This window comes from Zoogloea sp., assembly GCF_028689785.1.
In the GTDB taxonomy this organism is placed as follows: domain Bacteria; phylum Pseudomonadota; class Gammaproteobacteria; order Burkholderiales; family Rhodocyclaceae; genus Zoogloea.
The window spans coordinates 1-17,790 of sequence record NZ_JAQVCN010000044.1; the positions used below are offsets into that span (position 1 = coordinate 1).

15 protein-coding genes and 1 pseudogene are annotated in these 17,790 nt (G+C 67.1%); 8 read left to right on the forward strand and 8 right to left on the reverse strand.

The annotated features are described in order from the left end of the window. The 7 genes and pseudogenes from PHI64_RS16570 to PHI64_RS16600 all read right to left on the reverse strand — a co-directional run. Positions 1-980: pseudogene (locus PHI64_RS16570) on the reverse strand (hypothetical protein); the annotation flags it as partial. A 3-nt stretch (positions 981-983) separates the two neighbouring features. Further along, entirely contained in the window at positions 984-1,772 is a 789-nt protein-coding gene (gene trpC, locus PHI64_RS16575) for an indole-3-glycerol phosphate synthase TrpC (protein WP_299884979.1), read from the reverse strand. A 107-nt stretch (positions 1,773-1,879) separates the two neighbouring features. Continuing rightward, positions 1,880-2,908 (reverse strand): anthranilate phosphoribosyltransferase, encoded by a 1,029-nt coding sequence (gene trpD / locus PHI64_RS16580; RefSeq protein WP_299884982.1) that lies wholly within the window; start codon positions 2,906-2,908, stop codon positions 1,880-1,882. A gap of 12 nt (positions 2,909-2,920) precedes the next feature. Further along, positions 2,921-3,493 (reverse strand): aminodeoxychorismate/anthranilate synthase component II, encoded by a 573-nt coding sequence (locus PHI64_RS16585; protein ID WP_299884985.1) that lies wholly within the window; start codon positions 3,491-3,493, stop codon positions 2,921-2,923. 129 nt (positions 3,494-3,622) lie between these two features. Then, complete coding sequence (gene trpE / locus PHI64_RS16590) at positions 3,623-5,095, reverse strand: anthranilate synthase component I (protein ID WP_299884988.1); 1,473 nt, start codon at positions 5,093-5,095, stop codon at positions 3,623-3,625. 190 nt (positions 5,096-5,285) lie between these two features. Next, positions 5,286-5,957 (reverse strand): phosphoglycolate phosphatase, encoded by a 672-nt coding sequence (locus PHI64_RS16595; RefSeq protein WP_299884991.1) that lies wholly within the window; start codon positions 5,955-5,957, stop codon positions 5,286-5,288. A gap of 49 nt (positions 5,958-6,006) precedes the next feature. After that, positions 6,007-7,182, reverse strand: a complete 1,176-nt coding sequence (locus tag PHI64_RS16600; RefSeq protein WP_299884994.1) for an MFS transporter — start codon at positions 7,180-7,182, stop codon at positions 6,007-6,009. A 92-nt stretch (positions 7,183-7,274) separates the two neighbouring features. Between PHI64_RS16600 and PHI64_RS16605 the strand changes: the two genes are divergently transcribed. Then, on the forward strand, positions 7,275-8,216 hold the full coding sequence (locus PHI64_RS16605; protein ID WP_299884997.1) for a GlxA family transcriptional regulator: 942 nt from the start codon (positions 7,275-7,277) through the stop codon (positions 8,214-8,216). Between the two features lie 5 nt (positions 8,217-8,221). Here PHI64_RS16605 and rpe read toward each other — a convergent pair whose 3' ends face one another. Next, positions 8,222-8,914 (reverse strand): ribulose-phosphate 3-epimerase, encoded by a 693-nt coding sequence (rpe, locus tag PHI64_RS16610; RefSeq protein WP_299885000.1) that lies wholly within the window; start codon positions 8,912-8,914, stop codon positions 8,222-8,224. Positions 8,915-9,063: 149 nt separating this feature from the next. Here rpe and apaG point away from each other — a divergent pair, with 149 nt between their 5' ends. The 7 genes from apaG (at position 9,064) to PHI64_RS16645 (ending at position 17,782) form a co-directional block, all read left to right on the forward strand. Beyond that, positions 9,064-9,450, forward strand: coding sequence for a Co2+/Mg2+ efflux protein ApaG (gene apaG, locus PHI64_RS16615; protein ID WP_299885003.1), 387 nt, complete (start codon positions 9,064-9,066; stop codon positions 9,448-9,450). Between the two features lie 138 nt (positions 9,451-9,588). Then, entirely contained in the window at positions 9,589-12,117 is a 2,529-nt protein-coding gene (locus tag PHI64_RS16620; protein ID WP_299885006.1) for a bifunctional diguanylate cyclase/phosphodiesterase, read from the forward strand. A gap of 447 nt (positions 12,118-12,564) precedes the next feature. Continuing rightward, positions 12,565-13,701 (forward strand): methyl-accepting chemotaxis protein, encoded by a 1,137-nt coding sequence (locus PHI64_RS16625; RefSeq protein WP_299885009.1) that lies wholly within the window; start codon positions 12,565-12,567, stop codon positions 13,699-13,701. Between the two features lie 69 nt (positions 13,702-13,770). After that, positions 13,771-14,397, forward strand: coding sequence for a LysE family translocator (locus tag PHI64_RS16630; RefSeq protein WP_299885012.1), 627 nt, complete (start codon positions 13,771-13,773; stop codon positions 14,395-14,397). Positions 14,398-14,441: 44 nt separating this feature from the next. Beyond that, on the forward strand, positions 14,442-16,256 hold the full coding sequence (locus PHI64_RS16635) for an ABC transporter ATP-binding protein/permease (protein WP_299885015.1): 1,815 nt from the start codon (positions 14,442-14,444) through the stop codon (positions 16,254-16,256). Positions 16,257-16,361: 105 nt separating this feature from the next. After that, positions 16,362-17,528, forward strand: a complete 1,167-nt coding sequence (locus PHI64_RS16640) for a glycosyl hydrolase (protein ID WP_299885018.1) — start codon at positions 16,362-16,364, stop codon at positions 17,526-17,528. After that, on the forward strand, positions 17,525-17,782 hold the full coding sequence (locus PHI64_RS16645) for a MoaD/ThiS family protein (protein ID WP_299885020.1): 258 nt from the start codon (positions 17,525-17,527) through the stop codon (positions 17,780-17,782). The genes PHI64_RS16640 and PHI64_RS16645 overlap by 4 nt, the downstream gene beginning before the upstream one ends. The last annotated feature ends 8 nt before the right edge of the window (positions 17,783-17,790 follow it).

Below are 17,790 nucleotides of genomic sequence, written 5' to 3' on the forward strand. Positions count from 1 at the left end.
GCCACGGGCTGACCGGCCGGGGCATCTGCCGGCGCCTGGGGCACCAGATCCAGTTCAATGTCGAGGCGGGCCCTGGGTGCGGCGGCATGAAAACGGGCCGGATCCACGTCATGCAGGCTGAGACGCCCCGAGCGCAGGGGTAGGGGCGCAAACGGGGTGGCCGCCAGATGCACCTCACCGCGCAAACCTGAGCCGCCCGCCCTTGCCGTCAGCTCCAGCTCGGCGAGGGTACCGGCGACATCGGCGTCCACAGCGTAGGCTTCGCCTTCCTGGACGGTGTTCAGATGGGCGCGGACCTTGAGAGGGAAAGGCCCCTGACCGTCCAGGGTAGCGTCCGCAGCAAGCTGACCGAAGGGGGCGCTCACTCTCAGAGCGGAGAGCTCATGGTGGCGCCCGTCGGACACCAGCCCGCCAGCCAGGGCGGTAAGTTCAAGTTTGGGCTCGATGGGCTGGCCATCCACCAGATCAGCAATACGCAGGCGGTCGATGGCCACCCGGTCGAGCTGCAATGCCAGCGGCAGCACCAGGCTGGCCGGCAGGGTTGCGGGTTCGGTGCTGGGCTGGCTCGCCACGCGCACTTCCGAGGCGCTCAGGGTAGCCGCCTCAAAACGCCGATCCATCAGGGCGCCAGGGCGCCAATCGAGCTGTAAGTTGAGCACATCCAGGTGCAGGGTAGGCGTGCGCACCAGCACGGCGTCGGCGCGCCACTCGCCCAGCAGGTAGCCCTCGGGCTTCTCGATATGCACCAGGCCGCCGCTCAGGCTGCCGGCCAGCCCTGCCAGGGCCTGCAGGCCCGAAGCCGTGGCGCCCAGCCAGCCGGCCAGCACCACGACGATGACCACCAGGCCCATGCACAGGCCCAGCACCCCGCGGGTCAGGCGCGCAACCCGGCCTTCCCCACGACGGGGCGGCGGCCCGGGCGGGCCATCCGGCGCGCCAGGCGATGCGGTATCGGCCGGCGGGGCCGGCACCTCACGCATGGATCAACCGAACAGGGCGGCCAGTCCAGCGCCCGGGTCGTCGGCACGCATGAAGGCCTCGCCGACCAGGAAGGCATTGACCTGATTGGCCTGCATCAGGGCCACGTCGGCGGGCGCCAGGATGCCGGACTCGGTGACCACGATACGCCCGGCCGGGATACGCGGCAGCAGATCCAGGGTAGTCTGCAGGCTGACCTCGAAGGTGCGCAGGTTGCGGTTGTTGATGCCCAGCAGCGGCGTGCGCAACTGCAGGGCCAGGTCCAGCTCGGCGCCATTGTGAACTTCCACCAGCACCCCCAGGCCGAGGCCTTCGGCGATGGCCTCCATCTCCTGCATCTCGGCCAGGCTGAGGGCCGCGGCGATGAGCAGGATGGCGTCGGCACCCATGGCCCGGGCTTCGTACACCTGATAGTTGTCCACCAGGAAATCCTTGCGCAGAGCCGGCAGGGCGCAAGCGGCGCGGGCGGCCTGCAGGTATTCGGGAGCGCCCTGGAAGAACTGCCGGTCGGTCAGCACCGACAGGCAGGCCGCGCCGGCCTTCTCGTAACTGGCGGCGATTTCGGCCGGGCGGAAATCGGCCCGGATCACCCCCTTGGAGGGACTGGCCTTCTTGATCTCGGAGATCACCGCGGCGCGGTCGGCGGCGATCTTGCTGCGGATCGCCCCGACAAAATCACGGGCCGGCGCCTGGGCGGCAGCCAGCTCGCGCACGGCGGCGTCGGAGACCACCGCCCGGGCGGCGGCCACTTCCTCGCGCTTCACGGCGAGGATCTTGTTGAGGATATCGGACATCGGTGTGTTCTTTCGTGGATATCGTTTCCGGGTCCAGCACGCTGGCATTCTGTCTGCGACCGGCGCGGCTGTGGGGTCGAACTCGTTCGACCTCACGGGCAGGCACCTCAGGCAAAGCGCCTGGTACAGGCCACAAAGGCCTCCAGCTTGGCCCGGGCGGCGCCGGAGGCGATGGCTTCGCGGGCCTTGAGAATGCCCTCGCCGATGGAGTCGACCACATTGGCGGTGTACAGCGCCGTGCCGGCGTTGAGGGCGACGATCTCCCGGGGGGCGCCGGGCTGGTTGTCGAGCACGCCCAGCAGCATGGCCTTCGACTCGTCGGCGTCGGCCACCCTGAGGTTGCGGCTGGCCATCATGGTCAGGCCGAAATCCTCGGGGTGGATCTCATACTCGCGGATCTCCCCATCCTTCAGCTCGCCCACCAGGGTGGCGGCGCCCAGGGAGACTTCGTCCATGCTGTCGCGGCCATGAACCACCAGCACATGCTTGGCGCCCAGACGCTGCATGACGCGCACGCAGATGCCCACCAGGTCGGGGTGGAAGACCCCCAACAGGGTATTGGGTGCGCCAGCCGGGTTGGTGAGAGGGCCGAGGATGTTGAACAGGGTACGCACGCCCATCTCCCGGCGCACCGGCGCCACGTTCTTCATGGCGCTGTGGTGATTGGGGGCGAACATGAAGCCGATGCCGGTCTCGGCAATGCACTCGGCCACCTGGGCGGCGTTGAGGTTGAGATTGACGCCCAGGGACTCCAGCACATCGGCACTGCCCGACTTGCTGGAGACGCTGCGCCCACCGTGCTTGGCCACCTTGGCACCGGCCGCAGCCGCCACGAAGATGGTGGCGGTGGAGATGTTGAAGGTGTGGGAGCCATCGCCGCCAGTGCCCACCACGTCCAGGAAGTTGTCGTCCGCCGGCACAAGCACCTTGGTGGACAGCTCGCGCATCACTGTCGCCGCCGCGGCAATCTCGCCGATGGTCTCCTTCTTGACCCGCAGGCCGGTCAGGATGGCGGCGGTCATGACCGGCGAGATCTCGCCAGCCATGATCTGACGCATCAGGGAGAGCATCTCGTCGTAGAAGATCTCCCGATGGTCGATGGTGCGTTGCAGGGCTTCCTGGGCACTAAAGGTCATGGCGGGCTCCGGTCAGGCTTTGGATTGTTCGAGGAAGTTGCGCAGCAGGTCGTGGCCACGCTCGGTGAGGATGGACTCGGGGTGGAACTGCACGCCTTCCACCTGCAAGGTCTTGTGACGCACCCCCATGATCTCGCCGTCATCGGTCCACGCGGTGACCTCCAGGCAGTCGGGCAGGCTCTCACGCTCGATGGCCAGCGAATGATAGCGGGTGCAGGTGAGCGGATTGGGCAGACCCTTGAACACGCCCTGGTCCAGGTGATGCACCGGCGACACCTTGCCGTGCATGAGCTTCTTGGCGTGGATGATCTTGCCGCCAAAGGCGGCGCCGATGCTCTGGTGGCCCAGGCACACGCCAAGGAGCGGGATCTTGCCGGCGAACGCCTTGATGGCCGCCACCGAGATGCCCGCCTCGGCCGGCGAACACGGCCCCGGCGAGACGACGATCTGATCGGGCTGCAGGTGGGCGATCTGTTCGACGCTGATCTCGTCGTTGCGGAACACCTTGACGTCGGCGCCCAGCTCGCCGAAGTACTGGACGAGGTTGTAGGTAAAACTGTCGTAGTTGTCGATCATCAGCAACATGGCTGTCATTCCTTTCCGGAAGTGCGCTGCGGCACAGTGGCGGTCAACGCAGGGGAATCTTCATCGCAGCGCCCGCCGATCGCGGGCCGCTGCAGGCAGGTCGGGTTCGCAAGGCCGCAAACCGGGCGATCACAGGCGCGTGTCGAGCCCGGCTTCGGCGATCTCGGCGGCGCGCAGCATGGCGCGGGCCTTGCTCTGGGTTTCCTGCCATTCGGCGTCCGGATTGGAGTCGGCGACAATGCCGGCGCCAGCCTGGACATGGATTTGCCCATCCTTGACGACGGCAGTGCGGATGGCGATGGCCAGGTCCATGTCACCGTGGAAGCCCAGGTAGCCCACCGAACCGGCATAGATGCCTCGCTTGGTCGGCTCCAGTTCGTCGATGATCTCCATGGCCCGCAGCTTGGGGGCACCGGACACGGTGCCCGCCGGGAAGGTGGCGCGCAGCACGGCCAGGGCGTTGAGCCCGTCCTTGAGCTTGCCTTCCACGTTGGAGACGATGTGCATCACGTGGGAGTAGCGCTCGACGCTGAAACGCTCGGTGACCTTGACCGTGCCGGTGCGGGCCACCCGGCCGCAGTCATTGCGGCCCAGATCGAGGAGCTGGGTGTGCTCGGCGAGTTCTTTCTGGTCGGCCAGCAGCTCGGCCTCCAGGGCCAGATCCTCGTCGTGGGTGGCGCCGCGCTTGCGGGTGCCGGCAATGGGGCGCACGGTCACGTCGCCATCCTCAAGGCGCACCAGGATCTCGGGGGACGCGCCCACCACCTGAAACTCCTCGAAGTTGAAATAGAACATGTAGGGCGAGGGGTTGAGGCTGCGGATCGCCCGGTACAGGGCCAGGGGGCTGGCGCCAAAGGGCTTGCTCATGCGCTGGCTCAGCACCACCTGCATGATGTCGCCTTCGACGATGTAGTCCTTGGCCTTCTGAACCGCGGCCTTGAAGGCCTCCTCGCCAAAGCTGGACACCGCCTCGGCTGACTCGGCGACCTGCTCGACCGGCACGCTCACCGGCTCGCGCAGCTTGCCCAGCAGCACCTTCAGGCGGCGCACGGCGCGCACGTAGGCGTTGGGCACCTCGGGCTCGGCGTAAACCACCAGGGTCAGCTTGCCGGAGAGGTTGTCCACGATGGCGATTTCTTCGGACAGCAGCAGCAGGATGTCGGGGGTACCCAGTGCGTCCGGTTTTTCGGTCTTGGCGAGGCGCGGCTCGATGTAGCGCACGGTGTCGTAGCCGAAGCAGCCCACCAGGCCGCCGGCAAAGCGCGGCAGGTGGTCGCGGGGCGGCACCTTGATGCGGTCCATGAACTCGGCGACGAAATTGAGGGGGTCGCCATAGTCACGGCGTTCCACCAGACGGTCGTTGGTGAGCAGCAGCACCGAACGGCCATGGACCTCGATGCGGGTCGAAGCGGCCAGGCCGATGATGGAATAGCGGCCGAAGCGCTCACCCCCCTGCACGGATTCGAGCAGGTAGGTGTTGGGCGCATTGGCCAGCTTTAGGTAAACGGAGAGCGGGGTATCGAGATCCGCAAAGGTTTCGAGGGTAACCGGGATGCGGTTATAGCCCTGAGCGGCCAGGGCATTGAATTCGGCTTCGGTCATGGAGACTCCGGAAGGGCATGTTGCTTTTTCGCGAGGGTATCACGGGGCAGGCCCGCGACTGTTCAGAGCTGGCTCAGGCGAGCAGCCATGACCGGCCGCCGCATCCGCCAGAGCGGGGGATACGAACGGCAGGGAACTCCTCAACGAAGAACATGCGCTTGCGGGTCACGATGGATGGGTATCCGTGAATTCAGGTGAGGATGCGCGGCAGCGCATCGACGAGGCTGGATAGTAGCCCGTCACATTCGATGCTGTCCACCGGCCGGCCTTCGCTGTAGCCGTAGGTGACCAAGAGCACCGGCATGCCGGCGGCCCGGGCAGCCTCGGCGTCGTTGGCCGAGTCACCGATCATCCACGCCGCGTCGGCCGGCACGCCCAGGTGGGCGCACGCATGGAGCAGCGGCGCCGGGTGGGGCTTCTTGTCGGGCAAGGTATCGCCGCTCACCGTCACGCTGAAGAAACGGGCGATGCCGGTGCGCTCCAGCAACGGCCCGGTGAAAGCGCCGGGCTTGTTGGTGACGCAGGCCATGGGCACCCCGGCCGCCTCGAAGGCCACCAGAGCCTCCACCACACCGGGGTAGATCATCGTGCGCTCGCCGTTCACAACCGCGTAGTGGCGGCGGAAGACGTCCACCGCGGCGTCCACCTCGGCGGCCTCTGCCGAGCCGGACTCGGCCAGGCAGCGCCGCACCAGGTTGATCATGCCCTTGCCAACGAAAGTGCGGATCACCTCCAGGGGATGGGGTGGGCGCCCCAGCTCCACCATCATCCGACGGCAAGCCTCGGACAGGTCGGGGATGGAATCCAGCAGGGTGCCGTCGAGATCGAAGAGAACGGCAGTGGGGGCGCGGTGGGCAGACATCGGGCAGCTCATAACGGGGCAACAGGACAGCGCCGCAGCATACGGGAGATCAGCCCGCCGACGCCAGTCTGGCACGCCCGTGCAGCAGGGCCCGGCCCAGGCAAGCCAGCAGCACCAGCAAGGGCAGCGCCGCGAGCCCATTGACCAGGGCCCAACCCAGCCGGTCCACCAGGGGCGCAGCGGCAAAAGTGGCCAAGGTCACCACGGCAAACACCAGGCTGTCGTTGAGCGCCTGCAAGTGGCCCTTTTCCTCGTCCCGCCAGCACTCGGCGAGGCGCGTGGTGGCCCCCACGTAGAGCAGGTTCCAGCCCAGGCCGACCAGCACCAGCGCAAGCTGGAAGTGCCCGTAGCGGTCGCCTAGCAGGGCAATGCCGATGGCGGCCAGGCTGGCCAGCACGCCCAACACCATCACCGGCAGCGCGCCGATGCGGCCGATCAGCCCCCCGGTAAGGAAGGACGGGGCAAACATCGCCACCAGGTGCCACTGGATCACCGTAGCCGTGGCATTGAAGTCATGCCCGACGCACAGCATGGCAAGGGGCGTGGCCGTCATCAGCAGGTTCATGACTCCGTAGGCCACTACCGCCGCAGCCACGGCCAAACCCACGCCGGGGTCGGCCAGCATCTGGCGTGCCGACCGAGGAGATGCCTGTGCCTGCCGCCGCGATGGCGGTGGCAGGCACAAACGCCCGGCCGCCCCGGCCGCCACCACGGCCAGCGCAGCGAGGATCAGGAAGCTCGCCAGGAAAGGCGCCTCCGATAGATGACGGGTGGAGCGCGCCAGCCACGGCCCCAGGAAGGCCGCCAGCACCCCGCCAGTGAGGGTGAGGGACACGGCCAGCCCCTTGCGCGCAGGGGGCACGGCTTCGATGGCGGCAAAACGGTAGAACTGCCCCACTCCGCCCAGCACGCCGATACCCAGGCCTGCCAGCACGAACAGGGGGAAGCTGCCCCAGGCGATGGCCAGCGCCGCCAGCAACAACCCGGCCATCCCCACCAGAGCGGCCCCGATGAACACCGGCCGACGGCCGTGGCTGCCCATCAGCCGGGCGGCCGGATGCAACACCAGCAGGGTGGCCAGGTACTGGGCAGCCAGAGGCAGGTTGGCCAGCCCTGCCGGCGCCGACAGCCCCACGGCGACCAGGGCCGAGCTGGAGAGAACGAGACCGACCAGGGTCATCATCAGGGCCTGGCTGAGGGCGAGAAGAAATACATTGGCGTTCATGGGGCGCTCCCGAAGACTTTGACGCCGCCATGGTCGCCGGCTAGAGTGAATGGCGTAAATGACGTAAAAACCACCTTTTCTGCCACACCACCATGCTCCGCTCCATCAGCCTGCTGGTCTATCCCGGCTTTCAGATCCTCGATGCCGCCGGCCCCCTGTCGGCCTTCGAAACCGCCAATCGCTTCGCAAGCGACAGCTACCGGCTGGCCATCGTGTCCCGGGACGGTGGTCCGGTGGCCAGCTCCAGCGGCGCCGTGCTGCTGACCCGCCCCGTGACTGCCGACGACTCACCGGACACCCTGCTGGTGGTGGGCGGCGACGGGGTGGATGAGGCCTCGAACTGCCCCGCCACCCTGAGTCTGGTCCAGGCCACCAGCGCGCGGGCCCGGCGCACCGCCAGTGTCTGCTCGGGTGCCTGGCTGCTGGCCAGCGCCGGGCTCCTCGACGGCCGGCGGGCCACCACCCACTGGCGGCGCACCTCACGCTTCAAGCAGCGTTTTCCGGGGGTACGGCTGGATGCAGATTTGATTTACGTGCAGGACGGCTCGGTATGGACCGCCGCCGGCATCTCCGCCGGCATCGACCTGGCCCTGGCCCTGATTGCCGACGACCTGGGAGAGGCGGTAGCGCGCCAGGTGGCCCGACAGTTGGTGGTGTATTACCGCCGCCCAGGCGGCCAGTCGCAGTTCTCGGAGCTGGCGGAAATGCAGCCTGCCGGCGGGCGCTTTACGAGCCTGCTCGACTATATCCGCCAGCATCTGGGGGAAGAACTGGATGTGGATACGCTGGCAGCCCGGGCGTGCATGAGCCCACGCCACTTCTCCCGGCGCTTTACCGAGGAGATGGGCGTTACGCCCGCACGGGCGGTGGAAAAGCTGCGGGTGGAGGCCGCAGCGGCGGCCCTGGAGAGCAGCACCGAGGCGGTGCAGAAAATCGCCCGGGACTATGGCTTTGGCGATCAGGAGCGGATGCGCCGGGCTTTTGTGCGCACCCTGGGCCGGCCGCCCTCCGCCCTGCGGCGCAAGACGGCCTGAGCGGATCAGACCCCGGCCAGGGCGGCGCGCAGGCTGCCCAGCACGCTGTTGTAACGCTGGGGGTCGCTGTCCTTGCCGGCACCGAACACGGCCGAACCGGCGACGAAGGTATCAGCGCCGGCCCGGGCGATCTCGGCGATGTTGTCCACCTTCACGCCCCCGTCGATCTCCAGCCGGATCTGGCGGCCGCTTCGGGCCGTGTAGGCATCGATCTTGGCCCGCGCCTCACGCAGTTTGTCGAGGGCGCTGGGGATGAAGGTCTGGCCGCCGAAGCCCGGGTTGACGCTCATGATCAGCACCACGTCCAGCTTGTCCATCACGTAGTCCATCCAGTTGAGGGGCGTGGCCGGGTTGAACACCAGCCCGGCTTGGCAGCCACAGTCGCGGATCAGACCAAGGGTGCGATCCACGTGATCGGAGGCATCGGGATGGAAAGTGATGATGTTGGCGCCGGCCTTGGCAAAGTCCGGCACGATGCGATCCACCGGCTTGACCATCAGGTGCACATCGATGGGTGCGGTGGTGCACGGGCGGATGGCCTCGCACACCAGGGGGCCGATGGTCAGGTTGGGCACGTAATGGTTGTCCATCACGTCGACGTGCACCCAGTCGGCACCGGAGGCGATCACGTTGGCGACTTCTTCACCCAGTTTGGCGAAGTTGGCGGAGAGAATACTGGGGGCGATGCGGAAGCTCATGGCAGATCGTGGCGGGGATAACGCAAAGGTGCGGCAGTGTACCCGCCCCGCCCACGCTGCGCCAACGCTGCGTTCCTCATGCCCTGCGTGGTTGCGGCACGGGCACAATTCGGCTTCAATTGAATCCCCAACGCGCTGCACCCAAGACAATGACCACCAGCAAGGAAGAGGACACCATCGAAGTCAGGGCCGTGGCCCAGTACATCGAGGAGCAGTCCAGCATCGAAGCCAACCGCTATGTCTTCGCCTATCGCATCACGATCCGCAACACCGGCCAGGTCCCGGCCCAGTTGGTCAGCCGGCACTGGATCATCACTGACGCCGAAGGCGCGGTGCAGGAAGTGGAGGGGGCCGGCGTGGTCGGCAAGCAACCCCTGCTGCGCCCGGGCGAGAAATTCGAATACACCAGCGGCTGTACCATCGCCACCCCGGTTGGCACCATGAAGGGGAGCTACCGCATGGTCGCCGAAGACGGCAGCCGCTTTGATGCACCGGTCCCCGAATTCACCCTGGCGATGCCCCGCACCCTGCACTGACGCCCTGCCGCCCCGATTGCGCCGGCCTCCCTCCCGCAGATCCGGCGCGGCCTGCACGCCCCCGTCTGCGGGGGTGCCGGCGGGCATGAATATCGCTTCGCCCTGCATCACGATTACGCCCGGAACACTCGACAACACGTGCCCCCACTCTCCGGCCGCCAACGCCGCACCAGCCTCCACACTGCCCGGGCCGTAGACCGCACGCGGGTTCTCGACACCCTGGTGAACAACCTGGAGGGCATGGTTTACCGCTGCCTCGACGACGCCCAGTGGACCATGATCTTCGTCAGCCAGGGCTGCACCGCCCTGACCGGTCACGCCCCTGCCGACATCATCGACAACGCCATGCTGTCGTGGGCCGACATCACCCACCCGGAAGACCGGCCCTGGGTGGGCGAACACATCCGGGACGCGGTCCGCGAAGGACGGCGCTTTTCCCTGCAGTACCGCATCCTCACCCGCGGGGGTGATCTCCGCTGGGTGATCGAGCGCGGCATCGCGGTGCCCGACGAACAGGGGCGCACGGTGATCGAGGGCTTCATCGAGGACATCACCGCCAGGAAGGTGACCCTGGATGCCCTGGAGCACACCGAGCTGCGCTACCGCCACATCTTCGAGTACGCCTCGGAGGGCATCTTCCAGACCACCCAGGACGGCCACTACCTGGCCGCCAACCCGGCCCTGGCCCGGCTCTACGGCTACGCCTCGCCCCATGAGCTGATGGCCGACCTGTCGGACATCGAGAGCCGGCTCTACATCGACCCCGAACGCCGCGACGTCTTCCGCCACATCATGGAAACCCGCGGCGAGGTCATCAACTTCGAATCCGAGGTGCGCCGCCGGGATGGCTCCCGCATCTGGATTTCCGAGAACGCCCACACGGTGCGCGACGCCGCCGGGCGCTTCATCTGCTACGAAGGCACGGTGCAGGACATCTCCGAGCGCCGCCATGCCGAGGAGCACCTGCGCCTGCTGGCCACGGTGTTCTCCAACAGCAACGAAGCCATCATCGTCACGGATGCGGCCAACCGCATCATCGCCACCAACCAGGCCTTCACCAAGCTCACCGGCTACACCCAGGAGGAAGTAGCCGGCCGGGATCCGTCCATGCTGTCCGCCGGCCGCACGCCACGGGACGTCTACCGGGAGATGTGGACCAGCCTGGAGAGCACCGGCGCCTGGCAGGGTGAGCTGTGGGACCGCCGCAAATCCGGCGAGCCCTACCCCAAGTGGCTGTCCATCTCGCTGGTGCGCGACGAGCACGGCCAGATCCAGAACTACATCGGCAGCTTCATCGACATCTCCGAGCTGAAGGCCTCCGAAGAGCGCATCCGCCACCTGGCCCACCACGACCCCCTGACCAACCTGCCCAACCGCTTCAGCCTCAACGAGAAGCTCGAGCAGGCGGTCGGCTTCTGCACCCGCAAGGGCGTGCAGATGGCCCTGATGCTGATCGATCTCGACCGCTTCAAGGCCATCAATGACACCCTCGGCCACCACGTGGGCGACGAGCTGCTGGTGCAGGTGGCCCAGCGCCTGAGCAGCACCGTCCGCAAGAGCGACATCGTGGCCCGCCTGGGCGGTGACGAGTTTGTCGTGGTGCTGCCGGGCGTGGACTCGCCAGCCGACGCCGCCCATGTGGCCGACAAGATCGTCCAGACGGTGTCGGCGCCCTACCAGGTGGGTGGGCAGGAGCAGCGCACCTCGCCGAGCATCGGCATCTGCATCTATCCGGACGACGCCACCGAGATCGGCGACCTGCTGAAGAACGCCGACATGGCCATGTACCACGCCAAGGCCAAGGGGCGCGGCAACTACCAGTTCTTCACCGAGAACATGAACGCAGCCATCATGCGGCGCATCGCCCTGGAGTCGGAGCTGCGGGTCGGCCTGGAGCGCGGGCAGTTCGTGCTCCACTACCAGCCGCAGCAGGATTTGCGCAACGGCCGCCTGGTGGGCCTGGAGGCGCTGGTACGCTGGCAGCATCCGGTGCGCGGCCTGATTCCGCCGGCCGAGTTCATCCCGGTGGCGGAGGAGACCGGCATCATCGACGCCCTCGGCGACTGGGTGCTGCAGGAGGCCCTGCGCCAGCTGGGTGAGTGGCGCGCCCGAGGCCTGACCGAGCTGCGCATGTCCATCAACCTGAGTACCGGCCAGTTTCTCGACAAGACCCTGCCGGCCCGCATGGATGCCCTGCTCGCCCGCCACGGCCTGGCCGCCGGGCTGATCGACCTGGAGGTCACGGAGTCCGTCTCCATGGCCTCCCCCGACGAGACCATCGAGGTCATGCGGGCCCTCACCCAGCGCGGCCTGAGCCTGTCCATCGACGATTTTGGTACTGGCTATTCATCCCTCGCTTACCTCAAGCTCTTCCCCATCCGCACCCTCAAGATCGACCGCTCCTTCGTCAAGGACATCGAGACGGACCCCAGCGACGCCGACATCTGCGACGTCACCGTACTGCTGGCCCACAAGCTGGGCCTGGAAGTGGTAGCGGAAGGGGTGGAGACCGAAGCCCAGCTCAAGTTCCTGCGCAGCATCGGCTGCGAGAAGATCCAGGGCTACCTGATAAGCCGGCCGCTGCCCGCCGACCAGCTGGAAACCCTGCTGCGGCAACCCGCCCAGGCCTGGAGCAGTGGCGCCGTGGAACTCTGGCACCCCCTCTGAGCCGGGCTGCCCCTCCAGCAGCGCCCTGCGTCGCAGCATCTCCGCCCGCACCTGGGGCGTAAGTCCGTAATCCCGGGCCTGGTCCAGGCCGCGCCAAGCACAGCCGAATTCATCCGCAAAGCCCGCCAGCGCCGGCCCCAAAGGCCCTGCCGTCGCAGATACGCGCCGCCCTCACGCCTTGACCCGGCGCATGCAAGCCAACAGGACCAGCAGGATAGCTGGCCGGCTCCGCAGGCCCGCTTTTCAGCTTCCGAACAAGCCAAAACCACAAGTTTTTTTACAAGAGATTGACAATTATCAATTTTCTGTCCAAAAACACCGTTTCAGGAGCAAGAAAACCTAAAACCCTGCCGTTACTATGGCCATGGTGGGCATCCCGACAGCACTTGTAGAACCGCTTTCCCGCCAGACGCCGATAAATCAACAATAAAAGAGTGAATCACGCCCATGTGGATCAAGCGCAACCAGTACGAACAACTCCAGGCTGAGCTCCAGGCCACCAACGCACGGGAGCAGGCCCTGCAAAGCGAGCTCGACGCCCTGCGCAGCGAGCTTGAGGGCCTGCGCCACACCCATTCCGAGAAAGTGCACCACTGCGAGCACCTGCTCGCCGTAGTGCGCCGCATGTCCGAATTCGGCAACTCCCTGTCGGGCGCCCAAGGCAGCCTGGGCGAGATGGCCGGCATTCTGCGGGACGAGAAGGTCAAGGCTGTCGAGGCAGCCCACGTCTCCCAGACCAGCGGCCAGGCCACCACCGAGATCGCCGAGAACCTGCAGCGCCTCGCCACCGAATCCCAGAGCTCCGCCAGCCAGGTGGAGGCCCTGGCCCTTCGCGCTGACGAGATCAGTGCCATCGTCAAGCTGATCCATGGCGTGGCCGACCAGACCAACCTGCTCGCCCTCAACGCTGCCATCGAAGCCGCCCGGGCCGGTGAGGCCGGTCGCGGTTTTGCCGTGGTGGCCGACGAAGTACGCAAGCTGGCCGAACGCACCTCCACCGCCACCGCCGAAATCTCCGCCCTGGTCACCCGCATCCGCGAGGACTCCACCCGTGCCCGCAACAGCATGGAGAGCCTGGCCGAAGCCGCCGGCCGCTTCAGCGAACGAGGCCAAAAGGCCACCGAAGACATGAAGCTGCTGATGGCCCTGTCCGGCAACATGGAAGGGGTGATCGCCGGTAGCGCCATGAAGAGCTTCGTGGAGGTGGCCAAGATCGACCACATCGTCTTCAAGTTCCGCATTTACCTGGCCGTTTTCGGGCTGAACAACCTGAAAGCCCACGAAACCTCCACCCACACCACCTGTCGCCTGGGCAAGTGGTACTACGAAGGTGAAGGCCAGGCCTGCTTCAGCCGCCTGCCCGGCTACCGGGAGATCGAGCCGCCCCATGTGGACGTCCATCGGGCGGGCGTCGACGCCTTGCAGGCCCTGGAAAGTGGCGACATGGATGGAGTGCTCCGTCACCTGGACAGCATGGAAAGCGCCTCCATGCGCGTGCTCGACAACCTGCAGCGCATGGGCGAGGCCGCTATGCACGACCCCTCCGCTCTGTGCGTGGCCGACGATCACAGCCACACCCACTGAATCCGCCGGGCCAGGATACAAGCCGGCCCGCATTGACTCCCCCGCCGCGCCCGCCCAGAATCGGGCGCCATGCCCAGCCTCGACACCCTCCTCGCCTTTCTCGGCATTTCCATCCTGATCACTCTCGCCCCCGGGCCCGACAACCTCATGGTCATCGGCCAGAGCCTGTCCCGGGGCCGCCGGGCGGGGCTGGCCTTTGGCCTGGGCTGTGCCGCCGGCTGCCTCACCCACATCGCCTGGGCCACCTTGGGCATCGCCGCCCTGGTCCGCGCTTCGGCGGGCCTCTTCCTGGCCATCAAGCTGGCCGGTGCAGCCTACCTGCTGTGGCTGGGCATCCAGGCCCTGCGCAGCGGGAGCAGCCTCCGGCCAGCTACCGGTACGCCCCCCCAACCCTGGCAGCGTGACCTGCGCAGGGGTTTTGTGGCCAATGCCCTCAACCCCAAGGTGGCCCTGTTCTTCCTGGCCTTTCTGCCCCAGTTTGCCGACCCGTCCCAAGGCAGCGTCAGCCTGCAGATGCTGGTCCTGGGCCTGGTCTTTGCCGCCCAGACCAGCCTGATCTTTGGCACCATGGCCTGCGCTGCCGGCAGCATCGGCCACCTGCTCGCCCGGCAGCCCACCCTCGGGCCATGGCTCGACCGCCTGTGCGGCGCCCTCTTCATCGGGCTGGCAGTCCGTATCGCCAGCGACGATCTGTAAGGGCGGCAGCCCCCGCCCCTCCCCCAACACCGAAAACCCTAAAAATGCGACGTTCCCCTTCCGGCGCCCCGCCCCTCCCCGCCACTGGCGACCGCCACGACTGGCAGACCATCAAGAAACTCGTGCCCTACCTGTGGGCCTACAAATGGCGGGTGCTGTTTGCCCTCGGCTGCCTGATCTCGGCCAAGTTTGCCAACGTCACCGTGCCCCTGATCTTCAAGCAGCTGGTGGACGGCCTGGACATCACCCGCGAGCAGGCCGTCATCGTGGTGCCGGCGGCCCTGCTGGTGGCCTACGGCGCCCTGCGCTTCTCCACCTCGCTCTTCACCGAGCTGCGCGAGATCGTCTTCGCCCGGGTCACCCAGGAATCAGTGCGAGAGATCTCACTGCAGGTCTTCGGACACCTGCATGCCCTGTCCCTGCGCTTTCACCTGGAACGCCAGACCGGCGGGCTGACCCGGGACATCGAGCGCGGCACCCGCTCCATCGGTAGCCTGATCAGCTACACCCTGTACTCCATCCTGCCCACCTTCGTGGAGATCAGCCTGGTGATCGGCATCCTGTTGGTGAAGTACGAACCCAGCTTCGCCATCATCACCCTGGTCACCCTGGTGCTTTACGTCACCTTCACCTTCAAGGTCACCAACTGGCGTACAGCCCTGCGCCGCCAGGCCAACGAGCTGGACTCGGCCGCCAACGCCCGGGCCATCGACAGCCTGATCAACTACGAGACGGTGAAGTACTTCAACAACGAGGCCTTCGAGACTCGCCGCTACGACACCGAGCTGAAGAAGTGGACCGCGGCCCAGATCACCAACCAGAAGTCCCTGTCCCTGCTCAACATGGGCCAGGCAGCGATCATCGCGGTCGGTGTCACCGCCATGATGTGGCGGGCCGCCCTTGGCGTCGCCGACGGCCGCATGACCCTGGGCGACCTGGTGCTGGTCAATGCCTTCCTGATCCAGCTCTACATCCCCCTCAACTTCCTCGGCGTGCTGTACCGGGAGATCCGCCAGGCCCTCACCGACATCGAGCGCATGTTCGGCCTGATGGGCACCCACAGGGAGGTGGCCGACGCCAGCGATGCCCATGCCCTGGCCCGGGGCCCCGCCAGCGTGAGCTTCGAGCGGGTGGACTTTGCCTACGAGACCAGCCGGCCCATCCTCCACGGAGTCGACTTCTCCATTCCGGCGGGCCGCACGGTGGCGGTGGTGGGCCACTCGGGCTCGGGCAAATCCACCCTCGCCCGCCTGCTGTTCCGCTTCTACGACGTGCAGGGCGGCGCCGTGCGCATCAACGGGCAGGACATCCGCACACTCACCCAGGACAGCCTGCGCGCTGCCATCGGCATCGTTCCCCAGGACACCGTGCTGTTCAACGACACCCTGTTCTACAACATCCAGTACGGCCGCCCCGATGCCAGCCGCGAAGAGGTGGAGGCCGCTGCCCGGGCCGCCCAGCTCGAAGACTTCATCGCCCGCCTGCCCGATGGCTGGCAGACCCGCGTGGGCGAACGCGGCCTCAAGCTCTCCGGTGGCGAGAAGCAGCGCGTCGCCATCGCCCGCACCCTGCTCAAGAACCCCGACATCCTGATCTTCGACGAAGCCACCTCGGCGCTGGACTCCAAGACCGAAAAGGCCATCCAGGCCCAGCTTGATGCAGCCGCCCGGGGCCGCACCACCTTGGTCATCGCCCACCGGCTGTCCACCGTAATGAACGCCGACGAGATCATCGTGCTCGACCAGGGCCGCATCCTCGAACGGGGTGGCCATGCCGGGTTGCTGGCCAGCGGCGGCGCCTATGCCCAGATGTGGAAGCTGCAGCAAGAGGAGCGGGAAGCGGAGGAGCAGGCAGCCTGAGGGCCGTCTCGGCAAGAGACGCCACGGGGAGATTGACAGGCAAGTGCCCGGCGGGCGCATCATCACCCTATCCACTGCGTCATCCCCCTGGCACAGGAGCGCGCCATGTCACAGCCAACCGGAAGCCCCGCCTCGCCGGGAGAGACCATCCTGCTGATCGCCACCCGCAAGGGGGCATGGCTGTATTTCTCGGATGCGGAACGTCGGGCCTGGCGGGTGGATGGGCCGCACTTCCTCGGCCACACCATCCACCACATGGTGCTCGACCCCCGCGACGAACGTACCCTCCTCGTGGCGGCCAGGACCGGGCACCTGGGCCCCACCGTTTTCCGCTCCACCGATTTCGGCCGCAACTGGCGGGAAGCCTCCCGCCCCCCGGCCTTCGCCCCCGCCCCGGAAGGCCAGGAGGGGCGTGCCGTGGACCACACCTTCTGGCTCACCCCGGGCCACCTCAGCGAGCCGGGCCTGTGGTACGCCGGCACTTCACCCCAGGGCCTGTTCCGCTCCACCGACGGCGGCGTCACCTGGGCCCCCGCCTCCAGCATCAACGACGCCCCCCAGTACCGCCAATGGATGGGCACCGTGCAGGACGGCACCCCGGACGGCCCCAAGCTGCACTCCATCATCATCGACCCGCGGGACGCCAGCCATCTCTACATGGCCATGTCCGGCGGCGGCGTGCATGAATCCACCGATGGTGGCCAGACCTTCACCCCCCTGGTGGATGGCCTGCAGGTGGTCGAGGGCTTCAACCCCGATGACGTCGCCTTTCACGACCCCCACTGCGTGCGACTCTGCCCCTCCAACCCCGACCGCCTCTACCAGCAGAACCACTGCGGGATCTACCGCCTCGATCGGCCATCGCGCAGCTGGACACGCATCGGCAAGGCCATGCTGGCAGAGGTGGGCGACATCGGCTTTACCATGGTGGTGCACCCGCGCGACGCCGACTGCGCGTGGGTCTTCCCGATGGACGGCACCAGCGTCTGGCCCCGCACCAGCCCGGACGGCAAGCCGGCGGTGTACGGCACGCGGGACGCCGGCACCAGCTGGCAGCGCCTCGACGCCGGCCTGCCCGTCAGCCAGGCCTGGTGGACCGTGAAACGCCAGGCCATGAGCGTCGATGCCCACGACCCGGTGGGCGTGTATTTCGGCACCAGCAGCGGCGAACTGTGGATGAGCCGCGACGAAGGCATTGAGTGGGAATGCATCGCCCGCCACCTGCCCGAGATCTACGCCGTGGAAACCGCGACCCGGGCCGTGCCGGCGTGAAAGTCCTCATCCCCAGCGCCCTGTACGCCTACACCGGCGGGGCCCGCGCCGAAGCCGACGGCGAGACCCTCGCCGACGTGCTGGCCGACCTCGACCGGCGCCACCCGGGTATCCGCTTCCGCATGATTGACGAGCAGAACCGTATCCGGCGTCACATCCGCTTCTTTTCGGAAAACATCCAGATCTGCAAGCTGGATCACCCCCTGCCCGCCACCGGAGAACTGATCATCGTGCAGGCTCTGAGCGGGGGCTGAGCGCAATA